The following is a 19,513-nucleotide window of genomic DNA, read 5'->3' on the forward strand; positions in this document are numbered from 1 at the left end:
CTCTAACCAAGTAAAGATGGCGGTGACATGATTTCAGATAGCGCTAGTCTCTTTCATGCCGGCATTAACTGGCTAATGTCGCCCTCACCGACGATATCGCGACGTAAATTCCGTGCATTCCAAGAAGCGCTTGATGAATTCACCGTTGACTATGAACAGGCGAAATACGGCGATCAGGCCATAGTGTTTGGCCGTTCCCAGCAAAGCTCGCTTGAAATCAAGATCGCACAGGTTCCTGGAGCCATACCGATTGGTCATCTGCTGATTGTTTCTCCAAACGCAAGGCAGACGATCCAGCAATTCAGGCAAGACGCCAAAGCAACAACGCATGCGTTCGAGCGCGTTTGGCCAGAACAACGCCAATTCATTACTCGCGACGTAACAATACGCTACCTGTACGAGTCAGAAAGCGAGCATGCGTTTAAGGAATTATGGGAAGGACGCTTCAAGCAGACTGATGAGTCTCTGAAATTGCTGGGACGCCCGCTATGGGGCGGCGGACTTCGTTTTGTACTGCCTCCTCTGCCTGATGAGCCTGAGCCCTGTAGTATTGAAGTCAAGATCGAATCGTTTCTGGAAAACCCTAAAAAGATGTTCGTTGAAACGGTATTCAAGTGGTTAAATCCACAGGAACCAGGCAGTGCTTTCGACGCAGACCGTCTGATTTCAACCGTAGATTCGTACATCGACAATCACGTGTTGCCATTCATCAATGGAGCGCCCAAATGAACAACGTTAAGATTGATAGCTCATCTGGCGTCTGGGTTCAGCCGCCAATTACCCAGTACGCGTTTGTCACCGAGTACGGTATTATTCGGGCTCGGCCCATGGGAGATAACTATCAGACTTCGAGCTCTGCCGATGTTACGACCGAACTGACCACAGAGGATCGCTTGCGCGAATCGCGCGATGACAGCCTGATGGGACGCTTCAAGGACTTTGATTCTATGGAGGAGTTTATCACTTCACTGGACGACCCATTGGATGAAGCGCGCTAAGGTTCATGCGTGTGAAGTATCGTCGCACCAACACGTTTCACCGCAGGTTTAACGAATTGCCAGTTCATATCCAGGAAAAGGCAAAGAAAGCATTCATGCTGTTCAAGAATGATCCGCGCCATCCATCGCTTCAGACGAAGAAGATGCGTGGGAAGGAAAACACTTGGGAGGGTAGGATAGATCAATCATATCGCTTCATATTCCACTATGATAGCGATGAAGCAACGGGTGAAACATTCTGTATATTTGACGAGATTGGCCCACACCGAATCCTTGATGACATATAGTATGCATCGCCGCCGCTCCTTGCAAATACAACCCGAGCCCGCCAGTGACGGCGGGCTCACTTTGCGTTTCGACGCCTGTCCGCCGCCCTACTCCTCCCCCATCACCTCGACACACGCGTGGATGACACGGCGGACGCCGAGGCAAAATTGCGTGCGCGCCATCGCCGACGCCGCGCGCGAACTGGTCGCCAAGCGCGACGCGTTGTTGGCCACGATGCCCTCTGGCCTCACGCCAGAGGGCGCCGATCGGTCTGCGGCGGAGGGCCGCAGACCCGATGTAACGTCGGTGGAACTGAAGCAGCGCACGCTGACCAAGCTCTACAACGAGCGGCCGACCTGGCTCGACCTGCTGCACCGCGCGCTCGACGCGACGGTATGCGCCGCCTACGGCTGGCCCGCCGACCTGCCCGACGACGACATCCTCGCGCGGCTGCTGGCGTTGAACCTGGCGCGGTCTGGCCGGCGGCCTCGCCCGCCCGGCGCCATGGTTAATGCAGGCTGCAGCCAATCAAGATCAGGACGTGTCATGGAAAACCGCATCGGCATCATCGATCTCGGCTCCAACTCCTGCCGGCTGGTCATCTTCGCGCTGGACGAGCAACTCTCGTTCCGGCTGGTCGACCAGGTCTCGGAGAAAGTGCGTATCGGCGAAGGGGGCTTCGCGGGCGGCGAACTGCTGGACGAGCCGATGGATCGCGCGGTTGCGCTCATGCGGTTGTTCCGCGAACTGTGCGACGCCAACGGTATCCGGCGCGTGCTGGCGACGGCGACCAGCGCGGTGCGCGATGCCGCCAACCGCGACGAGTTCCTGCGGCGTGCGCGCGCCGAGGCGGGGCTGTCGCTGCGTGTGCTCTCCGGCGAGGAGGAAGGCTATTACGCCTATCTCGGCGTCGTCAACAGCCTGCCGTTCGACGACGGCATCATCGGCGACCTGGGCGGCGGCAGTCTGGAACTGGTGCGCGTGCGCAACCGGCTGCCGGCCGCGATGCTCTCGCTGCCGCTGGGCGCGGTGCGCCTGACCGAGACGTTCCTGCGGCACGACCCGGTCCGCTCGTCGGAGGCGCGCGCGCTGATTGATCACATCGACGAGACGCTGGAACAGGTCGGCTGGCTGCGACTGGGCGCGCGCGAGCAACTGGTGCTGGTCGGCGGCACGGCGCGCGCGCTGGCCAAGGTGGATCAGGAGGAGCGCGCTTACCCGGTTGACCGCCTGCACGGCTACCGCCTGACGCGGCGCGCGGCGCAGAAGCAGATGGAACGGCTGCTCGATGCGCGCCTGAAAGAACGGTCGCGGATCGACGGGTTGAATAGCGAGCGCGCCGATATCATTCCGGCCGGCGCGGCGGTCATTGCGCGGCTGGCGCGCCACAGCGGCGCGAGCGACATGCTCATCTCCGGCCAGGGCCTGCGCGAGGGCGTCTTCTTCGAGGAGTTGCTGCTGCACCGCGCGCGCATCAAGGCCGCGCAACTGCCGGCTGCGCCTGCCGCGCTCCACCGCTCCCGGCCCAACACGCCGATCGCGCGGGTGGCCGATGTGCGCGCGCTCGGCGTCGTCAACGCCGCCTGCCGCTACCGTGTGGATTGGACGCATGCCGCGCAGGTGCTGCGCCTGGCGCTGTCGCTGTTCGACGCCCTGCGCCGCCTGCATGGCTTCGGCGCGCGCGAGCGCGAATGGCTGGCCGCCGCCGCGCTGCTGCACGACATCGGCGTGGCGGTGGACTACTATCGCCATCACCGCCATTCGGCGTACCTGATTGAAAACGCGGACCTGCCCGGCTTTGAGCACGCGGAGATCGCCGTCATCGCGCTGCTGGCCCGCTGGCACCGGCAGGGCAACCCCAAGCCGGAAGGCTACGCCGGCATCCTCGGCGCCGACGGCATCGACCGGGTGCGCAAGCTGTCGGCAATTCTGCGGCTGGCCGAGGACCTGGAGCGCAGCCGCGCGCAGGTCGTGGCCGGCGTGCAGTGCACGGCCGGCGCGGAGCAGGTGCGTATCGTCGCGCTGACGCGCGGGCGCGGCGAGGCGGAACTGTGGGCGGCCAATCGCAACGCCGACTCGTTCCGCTCGATCTTCAAGCGCGATCTGCGCGTCAGCGGCACGCGCACCACACGCCGGCCCGTCGCGCCGCCGCCCGACGGCACAATCTTCGAGCGCGCGCGCTGGTGGCGACAGATGCAGGACTGATGCGCCGCCGATAGAATTAGGACTTACGCAAGACAGCCATCGCCATACAAGATACAGTGCGGTAAGTCTCTTGGGAATACTACGCTTGGTATCTGTGCGTAAGTCCTAAGAATAATGAAAGAGGGGCACGGTTTACCGTGCCCCTCGGTTGTTCACTGTGTAACGCGCGGACGCTAGTAGCTCCGACTTCCGCGATCGCGGCCGCCGCCATAGCCGCCACGGCCGCCACCACCACCGCCGCCGTAGCCGCCGCGGCCACCACCACCGCCGCCACCGCCGTAGCCGCCGCGACCACCGCCGCCGCCACCATAGCCGCCGCGACCGCCACCGCCGCCGCCGCCCGAATCGGTCTTCGGCCGCGCAATGTTCACGGTCATGCGGCGCCCCTTCAATTCTTTCTCATTGAAGAGCTTGATAGCGTTCTCCGCCTCCGCCTGTGTGGCCATTTCGACGAAGCCGAAACCCTTCGACCGGCGGGTTTCTCGATCAAGGATCACTGCCACGTCCTTGATCTCGCCGGCCTGGCTGAACAGTTCGCGCAGATCGTCCTCGGTCACGTCATACGACAAGTTGCCGACGTACAGTTTGGATTCCATCCCGATCCTTTCAATGCTGGCCGATACCGGACGTCTTCGCGCCGGAAGCCCAATGCCTACACCGCCCCGGGGCAGACCCGGTCGGCAATCAGACAAAACTGCGGGTACCTTACCATATTTAACCGATGAGTGCAAAAGTGGCAGTAATTTGGATTTTCACAAACATGCTGCGCACGGCAAATCATTGCGGCCGCAAGGCAATTATCGCACTATGCCGTGCGCAACCAGACGCGCATCTCGCCGGCCGCGCGGTTATCCCACACGGCGTATGGAATCGCCACGATAGGCGCGCTCTCCACCGCAGGCGGATCGGGCCGGTACAGCGCGCCGCCAGCATCGCACAGGCGCGCGGCTGTCCCGTGCAATATGACCACGCCGCCCAGCAGGCCGGGCTTGCTCACCACGCGAAATGTTTCGGCTGCCGGCACGCGCGTGTCGAGCGCATAGCGATCCAGCGCGACGAACTCGTGATCGGCGCCTTCCAGGCAGTACACGACCGGGCCGCGTTGAAGCGCGACGCGCCCGCGCAACTGCGGCACCGCCGGATGCCCGTACACATAGTGCGCCGGCATCGCCAATTGCAGATCGACCACGTCGCCCGGCCGCCACGCGCGCGTCACACGCACGTAACCGTCGCGCGCAACGAGATCGCGCGACGCCGCGCCGTTGATCAGCAAACGCCATTGCGCGCACCAGCCCGGCACGCGCAGGCAGAGTGTGAAGTCAAGCGGCGCGTCGCACCGCACCGCGATTCGCACCGCGCCATCCCACGGATACTCGGACTCGACCGCCAGCGCGACGGCGCGACCGCCGACCTCGAACTGCGCCGCGCCCTGCGCATACAGATGCACCCACACCTCGCGCTCGCCCGCGCCGTAGAGGTAGCCGCCGACGCTGGCGAGCAGGCGCGCGATGTTGGGCGGGCAGCAGGCACAGTCGAACCACGCCTGCCGGTGGTGCGCGCCGCGGCTGGCCAGCGGGTTTTCGTAGAAGAAGCGCGCGCCATCGAGCGCGACGCCGCTGGCAACGCCGTTGTAGAGCGCGCGCTCCATCACGTCGGCGTAGCGGCCGTCGCCGCTCAGCGACAGCATGCGCTGCGCCCAGCAGACCAGCCCGATCGCCGCGCACGTTTCGGCGTACGCCGTTTCATCGGGAAGGTCGTACGCGCCGGTAAACCCTTCGTTGGCGCGCGTCTGGCCGATACCGCCGGTCAGGTACATCTGGGTACCGCAGACGTTTTCCCACAGTCGCTCGCATGCATCGCGCAGGCTGGCGTCGCTTGTTTCGGCGGCGAGGTCGGCCATCGCGCAAACCATGTACATGGCGCGCACGGCATGGCCGGTCACCTCGCGCTGCTCGCGCACGGGAACGAGCGCCTGCATGTACGCATAGGTTTTGGCCCAGAACTTCGCGGGGTCCTCGCCGCGCTCGCGCGCTTCAGCGTCGTAGTAATGCGGCTGCGCGCCGCGCTCGTCGATGAAGTATTGCGCCAGCCGCAGATAGCGCGCTTCGCCGGTGGCGTGATACAGCTTGACCAGCGCCAGTTCAATCTCCGGGTGCCCGCAGTAGCCGCGCCGCTGATGGGCGCCACGTCCAAACGTCGCGTCGATCTGGTCGGCATAGCGGCATACGATATCGAGCAGCGCGCGTTTGTCCGTCGCCTGCCAGTGCGCCACCGCCGCTTCGATCAGGTGCCCGGCGCAGTATAACTCGTGCGCATCGCGCAGGTTGGTCCAGCGCTTGCCCGGCTCGACGTGTTGGTAGTGGCTGTTGACGTAGCCATCGGCCAACTGCAAACGGGCGAGGTCGGCGATCGCCGCGTCGAGTTGGGCACCCAGCACGGGGTCGGGATGCGCGGCCAGTGAATAGGCCGCCGCCTCGATCCACTTGGCGACGTCGGAATCCCAGAAGACGTGCGGCGGGTTGGGGTCGCCGGGCTGCCAGCGGCCCGCCCACGCCGCCAGGCGCCCGGTCTGCCGCAGCATATCGTATTCGGCGGGCAGCGTGACGGTGCGGTTGGTTTCGATGCGCGGCGCCCAGAACGGGTCGGAGAGCGAAACGTGCGTGAACGGCACGGGGGTCACCACGAGGCTCATGCGAACTCCTCCACGCGCAGGGGTGCGCGGGCGTTATTGCACCGTAAAGCGGCGCGCGGCTTCCGGCGGCGGCAGTTCGCGCATCCACTCCGGTAGCAACTCGGCCACGTGCGCGCGCATGACCATCGCGGCCTGCACCTGCTCCTCGTCGGTCATCTGCTTGCCGTAGAACTCCGACAGCTCGAAGACGGGGCCGACGCGAATGATGATCTGTACCGGCTTCGGTAGCCGGGCGCCGACCGGCATCGCCTTCTCCGCGCCGATGACGCCGACCGGCAGGATCGGCACGCGCCGCGTGGCTGCCAGCTTGGCCAGCACCGGCTGGAACGCCTGCAACTGACCGTTGGAACTGCGCGTACCCTCCGGCGCGATGGCGAGCATGTGGCCGTCTTTCAGGATGCCGAGGATGGTGCGCACGGCTGCCGGGTCGATCCGCTCGCGGTCGAGCGGAAACAGGCCGAGACTGCGGCAGATGCGCGCCAGCCACGGCCGATTGAACAGTTCGCGCTTGGCGGCGATGAAGACCGTCACGCCCGGCGCCTGCTTGAGGCGCAGGCAGAGCGGGAAGGCCGCCACCGGTTCCAGCGAGCTCACGTGGTTGATGATCAACAGCGCGGGGCCGTGCGCAGGAATGTTGTCAACGCCCTCGACGCGCCAGCGGTGAAAGACCGTGAAATAGATATCGAGCAGGCCGCCGATGAAACCGGTCCACAGACGGTGCGAAAGCGTATTCTCGATCTTCCCTGTCATGATGGTCTTTCCAGATACGAGACGGCCCGAACTGGGAGCGATGCTATTCTATCGCAGTCCGGGCGCGTTTGAAAACACGCCGCGCAACCGGGCGTAGAGGCGAAGCATCGGCGCGAGCGTGTTCGTCGCGGCGGAACCATCCGCCGATGCTTCGCCCTTACTTGATCGCCGGGATTTGGTACAATCAACGCATCATGGACGCCGCTTTTATCTTTGACCTGGACGGCACGCTGGTCGACAGCATGCCGTACCATGTGCGCGCCTGGGCGCAGTTGAGCGACGAGCTTGGGCTGGGCCTCTCGGAGGCCGAGGTGTTCGCGCGCGTGTTCGGCATCTCGACGCGCGAGGTGGCGCGCGGTCTGTTCGGTGACCGCCTGTCCGACGCCGAGCAGGTGCGGCTGGGCGAACGCAAGGAGGCGATCTTCCGGGCGATCTACGGCCCGCAGATGCAGGCGATCCCCGGCGCGCTCGACTTCGTGCGCGCGGCGCATGCGCGCGGCATTCCACTGGCGATCGCCACCGGCGCGGGCACGCTCAACACCGATTTCATCGTGGACACGCTCGGCATCCGCGACTGCTTCGGCGCGCTGGTGACCGCCGACGATGTGACACACGGCAAGCCGCACCCGGAGCCGTTCCTGGCGGCGGCACAGCGGCTCGGCGTGCCGCCGGCACGTTGTCTCGTCTTCGAGGATGCGCCGGCTGGTCTCGCATCGGCGCAGGCGGCGGGTATGCGCGCCGTCGCGCTGACGACTACGCACCCGGCAGTCGAGCTGGCGCGCTTCCCGGCCATGGCCCGTACGGCCGCCGACTTTCGCGGCCTGTCAATCACCGACGCGCTGGCGCTGCTGGAATGATGTAGAGACCCCGGGGGTCTGAACAATGTCACCAACGGATTTCCATATTTTGCTCATGACATTCGCGGTATTTCGCGTAGGGGCACCCCTGGCGGGTGCCCGGTGGCGGGCCGGGGCAAGCCCGTCCCCACGCGGATGTCATGCAACGTCGCATACCCGCCGGTATGGACCATCTCAGGAGAACGATCATGGCGACTGAAACCGTCGTAACGATGGACACCTCGTCCATCAAATTCGGGCCGGGCGCAACCCGCGAGATCGGCTTCGACATGCAGGCGCAGGGCGCGACACGCGTGATGGTGGTGACCGACCCGCGCCTGTCCGACAGCGCGGCGGTGCGCACGGTCATGGCCGCGCTGGAAGCCGAAGGCATCGACGCAGTGCTGTTCGACCGCGCGCGGGTGGAGCCGACCGACCGCTCGTTCCTGGAGGCGATCGCCTTCGCGAAGGATGGCCGCTTCGACGGCTATGTCGGCGTCGGCGGCGGCTCGTCGATGGACACCGCCAAGGTCGCCAACCTGTACGCGACCTACCCGGCCGACCTGCTGACGTACGTCAACCCGCCGATCGGCCAGGGCAAGCCGCCGCCGGGCAAACTGAGGCCGCTGATCGCTGTGCCGACGACGGCCGGTACCGGCAGCGAGACGACCGGCGTGGCGATCTTCGACTACACGGTGATGCACGCGAAGACCGGCATCGCGCACCGCGCGCTGCGGCCGGTCATGGGCATCATCGACCCGGATAACACGCGCAGCCTGCCGCCCACGGTCGCGGCGTGCAGCGCGCTCGACGTGCTGAGCCACGCCATCGAGTCGCTGACGGCCGTGCCGTACGGTCAGCGTGCGGCGCCGGACAACCCCGGCCAGCGCCCGGCGTACCAGGGCGCGAACATGATCAGCGATGTCTGGGCGGCGCGCGCCATCGAAATCGCCGCGCGCTACCTGGTGCGCGCCATCAGCGACGCCTCGGACGACGAGGCGCGCGGGCAGATGCTGCTCGCGGCGGCCTTCGCGGGCATCGGCTTCGGCAACGCGGGCTGCCATGTGCCGCACGCGATGTCGTACCCGGTCTCCGGCATGGTGCGCGACTATCGCGCGCCGGACTACCCGGTTGACCGCGCGCTGATCCCGCATGGTATGTCGGTGATCCTGAACGCGCCGGCGCTGTTCCGCTTCACGGCGGCCGCCGGACCGGAGCGGCACCTGTACGCGGCGCAACTGCTCGGCACTGATATTCGCGGCGCGGCGCCGGAGGACGCAGGGCGCGTGCTGTCCGGCGCACTGATCGCATTGATGAAACAGATCGGCATGCCGAACGGGCTGGAGGCGGTCGGCTTCACACCCGCCGATGCCGACGCGCTGGTGGAAGGCACTATGGCGCAGCAGCGGCTGACGAAGCTGTCGCCCCGGCCGGTCACAGCGGGCGACCTGAAGGCGATCTTCCTCGACGCGATGCGGTACTGGTAGTACGCACCGATTGTCGATAGAAAGAGACACCGCCCGAGTCTTGAAGACCCGGGCGGTGTGCGTGCGGCCGTATGTACTAGATCGGCGATGCGGCCACTACGGCTTCGGCGGCGCCGCGGTCGGCACGGGCGCGGGTGTCGCGGCCGGAACGGCCGTGGCGGATGGCGTCGACGCCGGCGCATCCTTGCGCAGCAGCGAATCGAGCCCCAGGATCGGCGTCGTGCCGCTGGGCGCGAGGATCACGTTGATCTTGTCGGACAACTTTTCGATCGCCTTGAGCTGCACCAGTTCCGGCGTCAGCGATTTGGCGACCGTGCTGTTGTAGTAGAACTCGGCATCGGCTTCCACTCGCCGTGCCTCGGCCTTGCCTTTGGCCAGGATCGATGCGTAGTCGGACTCGCCCTTGGCTTCAGCAGCGCGGCCATCGGCCTTGCCCTTGGCTACCGCGGCGGCCGTCTTGGCCTCGGTTTCGGCCTTGTCCAACTCAAACTTCGCGCGCTCGGCTGCCTGCTGGGCCGACACCTTCTGCTCCAGCGACGTTTTCAGGGCGGCCGAGATGTGCACTTCGCCAACCTGCACCGCCTCAAGCTCCAGGTAGTCCTTGGACAGTTCTTCCTTCAGCAGCGCGAGGACGCTTTTCTCCAGCGTATCACGCTCATTGCCATACAAACCAATGACGGTCATCTTACCCGCCACGATCGGGATGATGGAACGTGTCGCGCGGCGCACCGCGTTGTCTTCGATATAGAAGATATCACGCCCCTGCCACTTGGTATACAGGCGACCGGCCTGCTCCGGAATAACATGGTACTTGATCGTCACGTCGATATAGATATCCTGGCCCTCGATGCTCTGCGCTTTGACTGAATCGTCGCCCAGCACGCGCCCTTCGCTCGTTTTGGCGACCATCGTCAGCACCTGCGTGCCGATCGGGTACTCCTGCACGAACTGGATGAGCGGGACTTTGAAGCCAAAGCCGGGCTTGAGGAACCCGGGCGTTACCTCGTGCGCCTGTGCGTCGAACAGCACCCCGACGTAGCCGGGCCGGATATTGACGAACGATGCCGAGCCGAAGATCAAGATGACTACAATAATGATCGTCGCGGTTGCAAACGCGCCCGCGCCGCGCATGCTGATGGCTGGGGGTGTGAAACTCGAGTCTCTTCGCATAATCGATCTCCCTAACTAACGTTTGTCCTTGTTCAATCCGCTTTCGATCTCCTTGATCAAGTCGGCATCCTCCCGCCGCTCGCGGCGGCGCGCCCACCAATCATAGAGACGATACACGACATACCAGATTATCGCGAGCAGCACGAAAAGCAGGAGCAGGTCCGCGAGATACATCGACACCTCCAGGGGGACGCCTGCAATAGCGGGTACACGCAACTACAATGCAAAGCCGCCCGTCAAGGCGGCTCTGGCACGCGGCTCCAGCCCGCAACGCGTGAAGCCTGCTGCAACAGTCATTATAGCGCGCTAATGCTTCGGGGGATATTAACGAGAAGCACCCGCATATACCGTGACCGTATGGCAGTGCGCGGGGTTATGCGTCCGCCGTCATGTAGCCGAACGCGCTCCACAACCGGCGCATGAGACCGTGTGCGAAATCGGGTTTGAGGAACTGGTTCGGGCAGGCGCCCGGAATGACGGTGATGCCGTTGTCGCGGCACAGTTGCACGGCATCGGCCGAGACGCTGGTCATACTGGCTGCCAGCCCCGGCTTCGTGCCCATCATGCAGTGCATCCAGACGCGCTTGATGCCCAGCTCAACGCACTGGCGGACGATCTCATCCGTCACGCGCGGGCTGCTCAGGATGAACACGCCGTCGGGCTTCTGCGGCAGCGCCTTCAGGTCGGGATAGCACGGATCGCCGTCGAAGGCCGTGATGCGCGGGTTCACGGCAAACACCGTGTAGCCGGCGCTTTTGAACTTGCGATAGTTGGCGTTACAGCCGGTCTCGCGCTTGTCGGAGACGCCGACGACGGCGATCTGCTTCTGCGCGAGGAAGTCCCGGACGAGTGAATCAATGCTGGTCATAGGGTCTACCTTTCTGTCTCCGCACGCCTATCGTGCGGCGCGTGGCACACATCCTCCATTAAAGGACGAGTGTGTTCGAGCGCACAGGGGCAACCATCCCGCCCGGCGCGGGACAAATGACAGCACCCGCGCCCGCCCGCTCCGTTCGGGGAATACCTGAGACGTAGCGAAACCGCGCGTATAGCCAGACCTCACAGGGTTTCAAAACCTGTGAGGTCTGGATGCGCGCCATAGGCAACGATGCAGGTAATCACCGGTTCAGCAGTCCGCCGCCAAGTGCATGGGCGACCAGCGGCAGCGCCTTCTGCTTCACGCTGCCCCGCGCCCCGGACGCATAAGCGCGTCGCCGCGTCGGATTGTTACGCCATCCGCGCTAATTCTTGCAGTCGTACAGCGACACGCGCATCGGCCCGAAGCCCCCGCCGTCCGTGCCCATGTTCGCCCCGCCGGGCAGCGTGCCGTCGGGCGCGCCCGCGTTTTGCGTTTGCGTCTCGTAACCCTGCACGGCCTTGCAGTGCGCCGTCACCCACGACGACAGGTTGGCCTGCCCGCCGACGCCGGGGCCGCCTGGCCCACCCCAGTAGATGTAGCGCAGTTCGCCGCCGGCCACCATCTGCGCCAGTTCGCTCGCGCTCAGCACCTGGTCGTTGCCGTTGAACCCGCCCAGATACAGCACCGGCCGCCCGGTCGCGATCACATAGTCCGCGCCCTGCATCGAGCTCGGCACCGCCATCATATACCGGTTGCTTTGCGTGTTCGCTTGCAGGAACGCCAGCAGTTTTGGGTCCACCTGCAGGCCGCCGCCGAGCGCCGGGCCGTTTGAGCGCCCGTCGTACGCCGCCGGCAGCGACTGATTGCCGCTCGAATTGAGCGTGGTCAGTCCCGACCAGATCGCCGGCGTCACCAGCATCGCCGCGACGATGCACACGAACCCGGCCGCCGCCATGCGCTCTGTGCGGCGCACCAGCGACGCCAGCAGCGCGAGCACACCGAGCGCCGCCAGCACGGCTACCACCGGCAGCCAGCCGATCGAGCGCATATAGGCGGCGACTGTGTTGTATTGCAGCCACAGCGTCACGCCTGCCGCGGCGGCCAGCCATGCGGCCGCGAGAGACGCACTGCGGTGTCGGAGCGCCCACAGTTCGCCCGCCGCGATGCCGACCAGCGCGGCCAGCGGCGGCGCCAGCGTCGACAGGTAATACTCGTGGAAGAAGCCGGCCACGCTGAAGAACACCCCCGCCGTCACCAGCCAGCCGCCCCACAGCAACAGCGCCTGATGCTTTGCCCCGACCGGCCAGCGCAGGCGCGCGCCGGCGAGCAGCAGGAGCATGCCGGAGATGCCGAACGGCAGCAGCCAGCTTGCTTCCTTGCTCAGCGGCGCTGTGAACAGCCGCTGCGCGCCGGGCTGACCCGTGCCGGGGAACCCGCCGCCCAGCCCGCCGGGTCCGCCGCCGGGCGTACCCCGGTTGCCGTTCTGCTGCGGTGGAAGGCCGCCGGTTCCGCCCTGTGGCGGCTGGAACGCGCCGGGCGTTTGTCCCTGCGGCAGCGGGCCGCCGTTGCGGGCGGGCGGGCGTGGCTGCAATGGCGTTGTGTTGGCGCCGTCGCGCGGCAGATTGCCGTTCGGCCCCATCCCGTTCTGGGGCGGTTGGAATCCGCCGTTTGGCGCCTGGCCCGGCTGTCCCTGCGGCAAGCCGCCGCGGGTGTTGTTGCCCCCGAACAGACCGCTCAACGCGCCGCCGCGCCCACCCATACCGAGCAAGCGCTGGACGCCGTTATAGCCCAGAATCAGGCTCAGCTCCGAATTGTCGCTGCTGCTGCCGACGTACGGTCGATCATTGGCCGGGATCAGATCGACGGCGACCGCCCAAGAGAGCGACACGATCAGCAAGACGACCGTCGCGGCTGCCAGTTTGGCGGTCTTGCGCCACAGCCGTTCCGGCGCGCCGAGGAAGTACATGGCGTAGAACGCCGGCAGCGGCAGATACGCTTCGAGCATCTTGATATTGAAGCCGACGCCGACCATCGCCACGCCGGCCAGCAGCCAGCGTATGCGTGTGCTCTCGGTCGCCTTGATGAATGCCCAGGTTGCGAGCAGCAGCGTCAGGATCAGCGTGCTGTCGATTGTGTTATTGCGGTCGGTGGCCACCGACACCGGCGTGATCGCCAGCGCCAGCGCGGCCAACAGCCCGGCGGCCGTGCCGAACGAGCGCCGCACCAGATGATAGACCACGACCACGGAGAGGATGCCCGCTGCGATCTGCGGCAGTAGCACCGCGAAGCCGTTGACGCCGAACAGATAGGCCGACGCCGCCTGTAACCATAGGCCGACAGGCGGCTTGTCCACCGTGACCGCGCCGCCCGGCTCGGCCACCGCGAAGAAAAAGTTGCTCCACGATTGCAGCATGCTGACGACGGCCGCCGTGTAGTAGTGGTTGGCGTAACCAAGCCCCGCGAGGTTGAACAAACGCAGCGCCGCCGCAAGCAGCACAATGGCTCCCAGCGCCGCGCGCCGCGCCCAGTGCGTGCCGGTGAAAACCCATGTGCGTGCGGGCGCCGCAGCGCCTGCCACTAGTTCGGTCAGTGCAGTCATTCTATGTTGCCCCTGGCGTGTCGCGCCGCGCGGATCTCAGTCTGCGCCGTCTGCCGGTGTCCCGGCCGGCGCGCGAAACGTCCACCGATTGTTGAGCGTAAAGTTCCAGAGCAGGCTGGCGCCGGTCGCGCCGAGCTTGGCGGCGGCCAGCCCGAGGCCGCTGTTGCCCAGCACCACTCCCAGCCATGGCGACAGCGACACCACCAGCAGGTCGTTCAGCACGAGCGCGCTGACGCTGACGATCGCGAACCGCGCGAACTGCCGCCCGATGCCCTGGCGCGGGCGGTGCGCGAACGTCCACCGCCGGTTCCACACGAAGCTGTTGGCGATGCCGGCGCTGTACGCCAGCGTGTTGGCTAGCAGCAGCGGCAGGGCCAGCACGCTGCTCAACAGCGCGAAGAGCGACAGGTCCAGCACGGTATTCAGCACGCCGACGGCGCCGAAGCGGCCGAGCGCCCGGACGGTTTCGCGCTCGACGAACGATCCGGCGGCGCGCAGCAAGCGGCTTGCGTTCATAGGTTGATCGTGATCTTTCTGATCTTTATGATCCATCGCAATGCTTTGCCTGCGCTGAGCCGGAACTGAGCGTCAGATGAGAAGGGGGGAGATGGCGGCCGCGCGTTGCGCGGCGGCGGGGTGGTCGGAAATCACGCCGCGGCCAGCGGGAACGTGACCGTGAAGGTGCTGCCCTGGCCGGGCGTGCTCTCCACACCGATCGTGCCGTTCTGCACCTCGGTCAATTCCCTGGCGATCGCCAGTCCCAGGCCGGTGCTGGCGCCGCTGCGCGATGCATCGCCGCGGTAGAATCGCTCGAAGATGTGCGGCAGGTCGGCCGGCGCGATGCCTGGCCCGCTATCGCGCACGCGGATGACGGCGCGGCCGCTCTCTGCCGCGGCCGACAGCTCAACAGCCGCTTCCGCCGGCGTGTGCGTGCGCGCGTTGTCGAGCAGGATCAGCAGCACCTGTTTCAGCGCGTCGCGGTCGGCCAGCACGCGCATGCCGGGCGGCACGGCGCAGGCCAGCGTCCTCTGTGGATCGAGCAGGCGCGCCTGGCGCCCGGCGTCGTCGACCAGTGGCGCGAGATCGACCGGCGCGCACTGCAGTTTGCGCCCCGCGTCGGCGCGCGCCAGCACCAGCAGGTGGTTCACCAGCCGGATCAGACGCTCGACTTCGCTGGTCGTGTCGGCCAGCACCTCGGCGCGCTCCGCATAGTCCAGCGGCGGCTCGTGCCGCAACAGTTCGATGTTGCCGCGCACGGTTGTCAGCGGCGTGCGCAGTTCGTGCGACGCGTCGGCCACGAAGCGGCGCTGCGATTCGAGCGTTTGCTCCATCTGCCGGTACGCCCTTTCCAGTTCGGTCAGCATCGAGTTGAATGTGACGGCCAGCCGGCCGACTTCGTCATTGGGGCCGGTGTGGCGCACGCGCCGGCTGAAGTCGCGCTGCGTGCCGATGGCGCTTGCCGTGCGCGTGATGCGCTCGATCGGGCTGAGCGATGCGCCGGCCAGCACCCAGCCGATCGCGAACGCGGCCAGGCTGACCACCGCGCTGCCGATCAACAGGAACAGCCGCAGGTTGTTCAGCGCCTGTTCGCGCTCCGTGATCGGCGCGGCCACCTGCACGATGGCGGTCACCCGGCTTTCAGCCATCACCGCGCGGCTGAAGATCAGCACCCGCTCTTCCTGCACGTGCGCAATCTCGCTCCAGGCTGCGCCGCTCTGCACGGCGCGCAGCCCCTCGTCGCTCAGCGGTAACGGCGTGTCCACCAGGTCGGCCGTGCGGGCTAGCACGCTGCCGTCGGCACCGCGCAGTTGTGTCCAGCGGCCGGGCAGGGTGGCGCCGGCCGGTGGCAGCGGCGGCGCTTGCTGCGGCTCCGGTCGTCCGGGGAAGCGCCGCAGGCCGCCCATCGAGAGGTCGGCCTGCCGTGCCAGCGTCGTGCGGATCGCCTGGAGCGTCAACTCGGATTGCGACACATACAGGAAAGTGCTGAACGCAATCACCGTGAGCGCGACAATCGCGCTGTACAGCAAGGTCAGACGCAGGCGGATCGACACGTTCATTCCTCCCGCAGCACGTAGCCCACGCCGCGCACCGTTTGGATCAGTCGCGGCTCGTTGCCTGCCTCGGTCTTCTTGCGCAGGTAGCCCATGTAGACCTCAAGCACGTTGTCGTCGCCGCCGAAGTCATAGCCCCAGATTGCCTGGAGGATCTGCTCGCGCTGGAGCACCTGGCGCGGGTGGCGCATCATATATTGAAGCAGGTCAAACTCTTTGGCGGTCAGGTCGAAGCTGCGACGGCCGCGCCGCGTCTCGCGTGTGACCGGGTCGAGCGAGAGGTCGGCGTAGCTCAGCGCGGCGTTCGGCAGCGGGGCGCTGCTGCGCCGCAGCAGCGCGTGCAGGCGCGCGACCAGCTCAGCCGGCGCAAACGGCTTGACCACGTAGTCGTCGGCCCCGCTGTCCAGCCCCGCGACGCGGTTCTCCACGGCATCGCGCGCCGTGAGCATCAAGACCAGCGTCTCGTCGCCGTCCGCGCGCAGGTGCTTCATCAGCGCCAGCCCGTCCATGCCCGGCATCATCCAGTCGAGCACGATCACGTCGGGCCGGTGCGCCTGCATCGCGGCCAGCGCTTCGGCGCCGTTCGCGGCCGACTGCACCTGGAAGCCCTCGTACACCAGCGTGCGCCGCAGCATGTTCAACAGCTTGGGATCGTCGTCGACGACCAAGACGCTTGCCATCTTGAAGAAACTCCCAAATCCCAATTCCCAAATCCAAAATGAATGCCATGAACACGGGTTGATCAGCGATAAGACGCCATGCGCCTCATCGCTGCGTTTCGATCATATGTAACCGTTCAGGCGTCATTGCGAGGAGCGTCGTTTGCGACGAAGCAATCTCCCTGCAGCCATCTCGCCCAACACGGGTGGAGATTGCCTCACAAAAACCGCTGCTCAGAAACTTCGCTGCGACCAACGGCAAGGAGCCCAGGTTGTCGCCCCAGCGAAAGCCGGGGCCCAGAGTCAACACCCCTGGATGCCGGCTCCCATGAAAATGGATCGCATCCTGTGGTAGGGCCAGGTCTTTGACCTGGCCGACTGGACGGGTCAAAGACCCGTCCCTACATTGGCAGGACTATTCTCATGCGCGGGGTGTGCGCCTCCGGCGCATCACCAACTTTCGCCGGCATGACGGCTTGGCCGCCAGCCGCGCCCAAGTTTTTGGGGCCACAACATGGCGGCCCCACCATGATATTCTCGCAATGATATACCGGACTGAACGCTTACCATTATATCACCCGGCGGCTGAGATGCGCCTGTGCCGCGCCTGTGAGGCGCATAAGAAAGCGCGCGGCTATTCTTAACCGCCTGTCAGCCTCTGCTTCGTTCGCTCACAGGCGCGGCGGCTAGACTGTCGTTGAGAATTGAGTAGTCATGCTATGGTTCTGATTGGAGGAGCATTATGCGCAAACGAATCGTATTGATCGCGGTCATCCTGATCCTGGCTGCCGGCGGCGGCTACTTCGCATATACCAAGCTGCGCCCGGCCACCACTACGACCGCGACCACGCAGACGGCGACCGTCACCCGCGGCAACCTGACGGCCCTGGTCGCCAGCGCCGGCTCGATCGCGCCGAAGGCGCAGGCCAGCCTGACGTTCGGGCAGAGCGGCACGGTCACCAAAGTGTATGTCAAGCTCGGCGACACGGTCAAGCAGGGGCAGGTGCTGGCCGAGATTGAGGCGACCGACCTGCAGATCGCGCTGGCGAACGCGCAGATCGCGTATAACCAGGCGCAGGCCAAGTACGACCAGACCAAAGCCGGCACGGCGGCCGGCGATTTGCAGATCGCGCAGATGAACGTCGACATGGCGCAGGCGAACTTCGACCTCGCCGTGAAGAAGGCGAACCTGAATGACGACCAGTTGCTGCTGCTGCGCGCCGACCTCGACAAGGCGGCGCTCTCAATGCAGAAGGCGCAGTCGGACTACGACCAGGCCGTTGCCGACCACATCACTGATTTGTCGGACCTCGCGGTTGCGCTGAAGCAGGCCAAAATCAGCTACGACGTCGCGCAGGCCAACAATCGCATTTCGCTGGCGAACATCAGCGATTCGAGCGTGCGCAGCGCGGCCGTCTCGCTGGCGTCGAGCAAGCTCAATCTGCAAACGCTGCAGAGTGCGCCGACGGCGGCCGATCGGCTGGCGGCCGAGTCGTCGCTGGCGACCGCCAAACTGTCGCTGCAACAGGCGCAGTATCGCATGCGCAACGCGCAGGTCATCGCGCCGTATGACGGCACGGCCACGGCGCTCAACATCGACGTGTACAGCACGGTCAGTGCCAGCACGGCGGCGATGCAACTGTCAGACCTGTCGCAGTTGCAGATCACGGTCAACATGGCCGAGGTGGACATCGCCAAAGTGAAGGTCGGGCAGGATGTCAACGTTACCGTAGATGCGGTTTCGAGCGCCGGCCGCCTGTCCGGCAAGGTTACACAGGTGGCACTCAGCGGCACCTCAACTTCGGGTGTCGTCACGTACCCCGTCGTGATCACGGTCAGCGGCGCCGATCCGACGGTGGTCAAGAGCGGCATGACCGCTAACGTGTCCATCATCGTGGACAAGCGTGAGAACGTCCTGTTGGTGCCGAACCGCGCGCTGCGCACGCAGGGCGGCCAGCGCGTCGTGCAACTGCAGACGCCGGTCGGCGTGGCGCAGACGCCGGTCACGATCGGCCTGGCGGGCGATACGCAAACCGAGATCGTCAGCGGGATCAAGGAAGGCGACGTGGTGGTGATTACCTCGACCACCAGCAGCTCGTCGACGAACCGGACCGGCGGCGTGGGCGTGCCGGGTATGGGGCCGGGCTTCTAGAGGCCGGGCTTGGCGGCCAGGCGGGCGCGCCGCGGCGGGTGACTCCGCCGCACAGGCGCCCGTCTGGCTGCATGGAGCGTGCAAACATGATCGAGATCAAAGAGATTACCAAAACGTACCGGATGGGCGACGTGGATGTCAACGCCCTGGGCGGTGTGTCGTTCGACGTGCAGAATGGCGAGATGGTCGCCATCATGGGGCCGTCCGGCTCCGGCAAATCCACCCTGATGAACGTGCTCGGGTGCCTGGACAAGCCGACCAGCGGCTCGTATAAGCTGGATGGCATCGAGGTCAGCACGATGAACGACGATCAGTTGGCGCAGGTGCGCAATCGCAAGATCGGCTTTGTGTTCCAGCAGTTCAATCTGCTGTCGCGCACGTCGGCGCTGGCGCAGGTTGAACTGCCGCTGGTGTATGCCGGCGCGCCGGACCGGCGCCAGCAGGCGCTGGAGGCGCTGGCGTCGGTCGGGCTGGCCGACCGGGCCGGGCATCGCCCCAATGAAATGTCAGGCGGCCAGCAGCAGCGGGTCGCCATCGCTCGCGCGCTGGTCAACAACCCGTCGATCATCATGGCCGACGAGCCGACCGGCAACCTGGACAGCAAGGTCGGCGCGGAGATTATGGCGATCCTGCAGCGGCTGAACCGCGAGCGCGGCGTGACGGTCATCATGGTCACGCACGACCCGGCGATTGCCGAGTTCACCCGCCGCGTCATTCACGTGCGCGACGGTCTGATCGAGCGCGAAGAGATCAACCGGCATCCACACGCGGCGCTGGCGGCCGCGTAG

At 65.7% G+C, this 19,513-nt stretch carries 17 protein-coding genes; 7 read left to right on the forward strand and 10 right to left on the reverse strand.

Going from position 1 to position 19,513, the window contains the following annotated elements; all coding sequences use genetic code 11:
* Positions 1–27 precede the first annotated feature (27 nt).
* The 3 genes from HZB53_16970 to HZB53_16980 all read left to right on the forward strand — a co-directional run bounded on the left by HZB53_16970 (position 28) and on the right by HZB53_16980 (position 3,470).
* Positions 28–729 (forward strand): hypothetical protein, encoded by a 702-nt coding sequence (locus HZB53_16970; protein MBI5879342.1) that lies wholly within the window; start codon positions 28–30, stop codon positions 727–729.
* Positions 726–998 carry a hypothetical protein gene (locus tag HZB53_16975; protein ID MBI5879343.1) on the forward strand — a complete coding sequence of 91 codons (273 nt, stop codon included), beginning with the start codon at positions 726–728 and terminating at the stop codon, positions 996–998. The genes HZB53_16970 and HZB53_16975 overlap by 4 nt, the downstream gene beginning before the upstream one ends.
* A gap of 438 nt (positions 999–1,436) precedes the next feature.
* The gene (locus tag HZB53_16980) at positions 1,437–3,470 is read left to right on the forward strand and encodes a Ppx/GppA family phosphatase (GenBank protein ID MBI5879344.1); all 2,034 of its coding nucleotides are present in this window, start codon (positions 1,437–1,439) and stop codon (positions 3,468–3,470) included.
* Between the two features lie 173 nt (positions 3,471–3,643).
* On the opposite strand, the gene HZB53_16985 is transcribed toward HZB53_16980, so the two are convergent.
* From HZB53_16985 to HZB53_16995, 3 genes are all read right to left on the reverse strand, one after another.
* The gene (locus HZB53_16985) at positions 3,644–4,066 is read right to left on the reverse strand and encodes an RNA-binding protein (protein ID MBI5879345.1); all 423 of its coding nucleotides are present in this window, start codon (positions 4,064–4,066) and stop codon (positions 3,644–3,646) included.
* Between the two features lie 209 nt (positions 4,067–4,275).
* Entirely contained in the window at positions 4,276–6,162 is a 1,887-nt protein-coding gene (locus HZB53_16990; protein ID MBI5879346.1) for a glycoside hydrolase family 127 protein, read from the reverse strand.
* A 33-nt stretch (positions 6,163–6,195) separates the two neighbouring features.
* Positions 6,196–6,912, reverse strand: coding sequence for a 1-acyl-sn-glycerol-3-phosphate acyltransferase (locus HZB53_16995; GenBank protein MBI5879347.1), 717 nt, complete (start codon positions 6,910–6,912; stop codon positions 6,196–6,198).
* A gap of 194 nt (positions 6,913–7,106) precedes the next feature.
* Between HZB53_16995 and HZB53_17000 the strand changes: the two genes are divergently transcribed.
* Together HZB53_17000 and HZB53_17005 are read left to right on the forward strand one after the other, a co-directional pair.
* Positions 7,107–7,769, forward strand: coding sequence for a beta-phosphoglucomutase family hydrolase (locus HZB53_17000; GenBank protein ID MBI5879348.1), 663 nt, complete (start codon positions 7,107–7,109; stop codon positions 7,767–7,769).
* A 188-nt stretch (positions 7,770–7,957) separates the two neighbouring features.
* On the forward strand, positions 7,958–9,235 hold the full coding sequence (locus HZB53_17005) for an iron-containing alcohol dehydrogenase (protein MBI5879349.1): 1,278 nt from the start codon (positions 7,958–7,960) through the stop codon (positions 9,233–9,235).
* Between the two features lie 96 nt (positions 9,236–9,331).
* Here the strand turns inward: HZB53_17005 and HZB53_17010 are convergent, their stop codons facing one another.
* The 7 genes from HZB53_17010 to HZB53_17040 form a co-directional block, all read right to left on the reverse strand.
* Positions 9,332–10,405 (reverse strand): hypothetical protein, encoded by a 1,074-nt coding sequence (locus HZB53_17010; protein MBI5879350.1) that lies wholly within the window; start codon positions 10,403–10,405, stop codon positions 9,332–9,334.
* 15 nt (positions 10,406–10,420) lie between these two features.
* Entirely contained in the window at positions 10,421–10,579 is a 159-nt protein-coding gene (locus tag HZB53_17015) for a hypothetical protein (protein MBI5879351.1), read from the reverse strand.
* Between the two features lie 199 nt (positions 10,580–10,778).
* Positions 10,779–11,273, reverse strand: a complete 495-nt coding sequence (locus tag HZB53_17020) for a CoA-binding protein (protein ID MBI5879352.1) — start codon at positions 11,271–11,273, stop codon at positions 10,779–10,781.
* Between the two features lie 373 nt (positions 11,274–11,646).
* A complete protein-coding gene (locus HZB53_17025; GenBank protein MBI5879353.1) occupies positions 11,647–13,863 on the reverse strand; it encodes a glycosyltransferase family 39 protein in 2,217 nt (738 codons plus the stop codon).
* 36 nt (positions 13,864–13,899) lie between these two features.
* Complete coding sequence (locus tag HZB53_17030) at positions 13,900–14,379, reverse strand: GtrA family protein (protein MBI5879354.1); 480 nt, start codon at positions 14,377–14,379, stop codon at positions 13,900–13,902.
* A 131-nt stretch (positions 14,380–14,510) separates the two neighbouring features.
* Positions 14,511–15,914: a HAMP domain-containing histidine kinase gene (locus tag HZB53_17035; protein ID MBI5879355.1), complete on the reverse strand. Its 1,404-nt coding sequence runs from the start codon at positions 15,912–15,914 to the stop codon at positions 14,511–14,513.
* A 2-nt stretch (positions 15,915–15,916) separates the two neighbouring features.
* A complete protein-coding gene (locus tag HZB53_17040) occupies positions 15,917–16,594 on the reverse strand; it encodes a response regulator transcription factor (GenBank protein ID MBI5879356.1) in 678 nt (225 codons plus the stop codon).
* A gap of 721 nt (positions 16,595–17,315) precedes the next feature.
* On the opposite strand from HZB53_17040, the gene HZB53_17045 reads away from it, so the two are divergent.
* Positions 17,316–18,725 carry an efflux RND transporter periplasmic adaptor subunit gene (locus tag HZB53_17045; protein MBI5879357.1) on the forward strand — a complete coding sequence of 470 codons (1,410 nt, stop codon included), beginning with the start codon at positions 17,316–17,318 and terminating at the stop codon, positions 18,723–18,725.
* A gap of 86 nt (positions 18,726–18,811) precedes the next feature.
* Complete coding sequence (locus HZB53_17050; protein ID MBI5879358.1) at positions 18,812–19,513, forward strand: ABC transporter ATP-binding protein; 702 nt, start codon at positions 18,812–18,814, stop codon at positions 19,511–19,513.

The organism is Chloroflexota bacterium (genome assembly GCA_016235055.1).
Classification (GTDB): domain Bacteria; phylum Chloroflexota; class Anaerolineae; order JACRMK01; family JACRMK01; genus JACRMK01.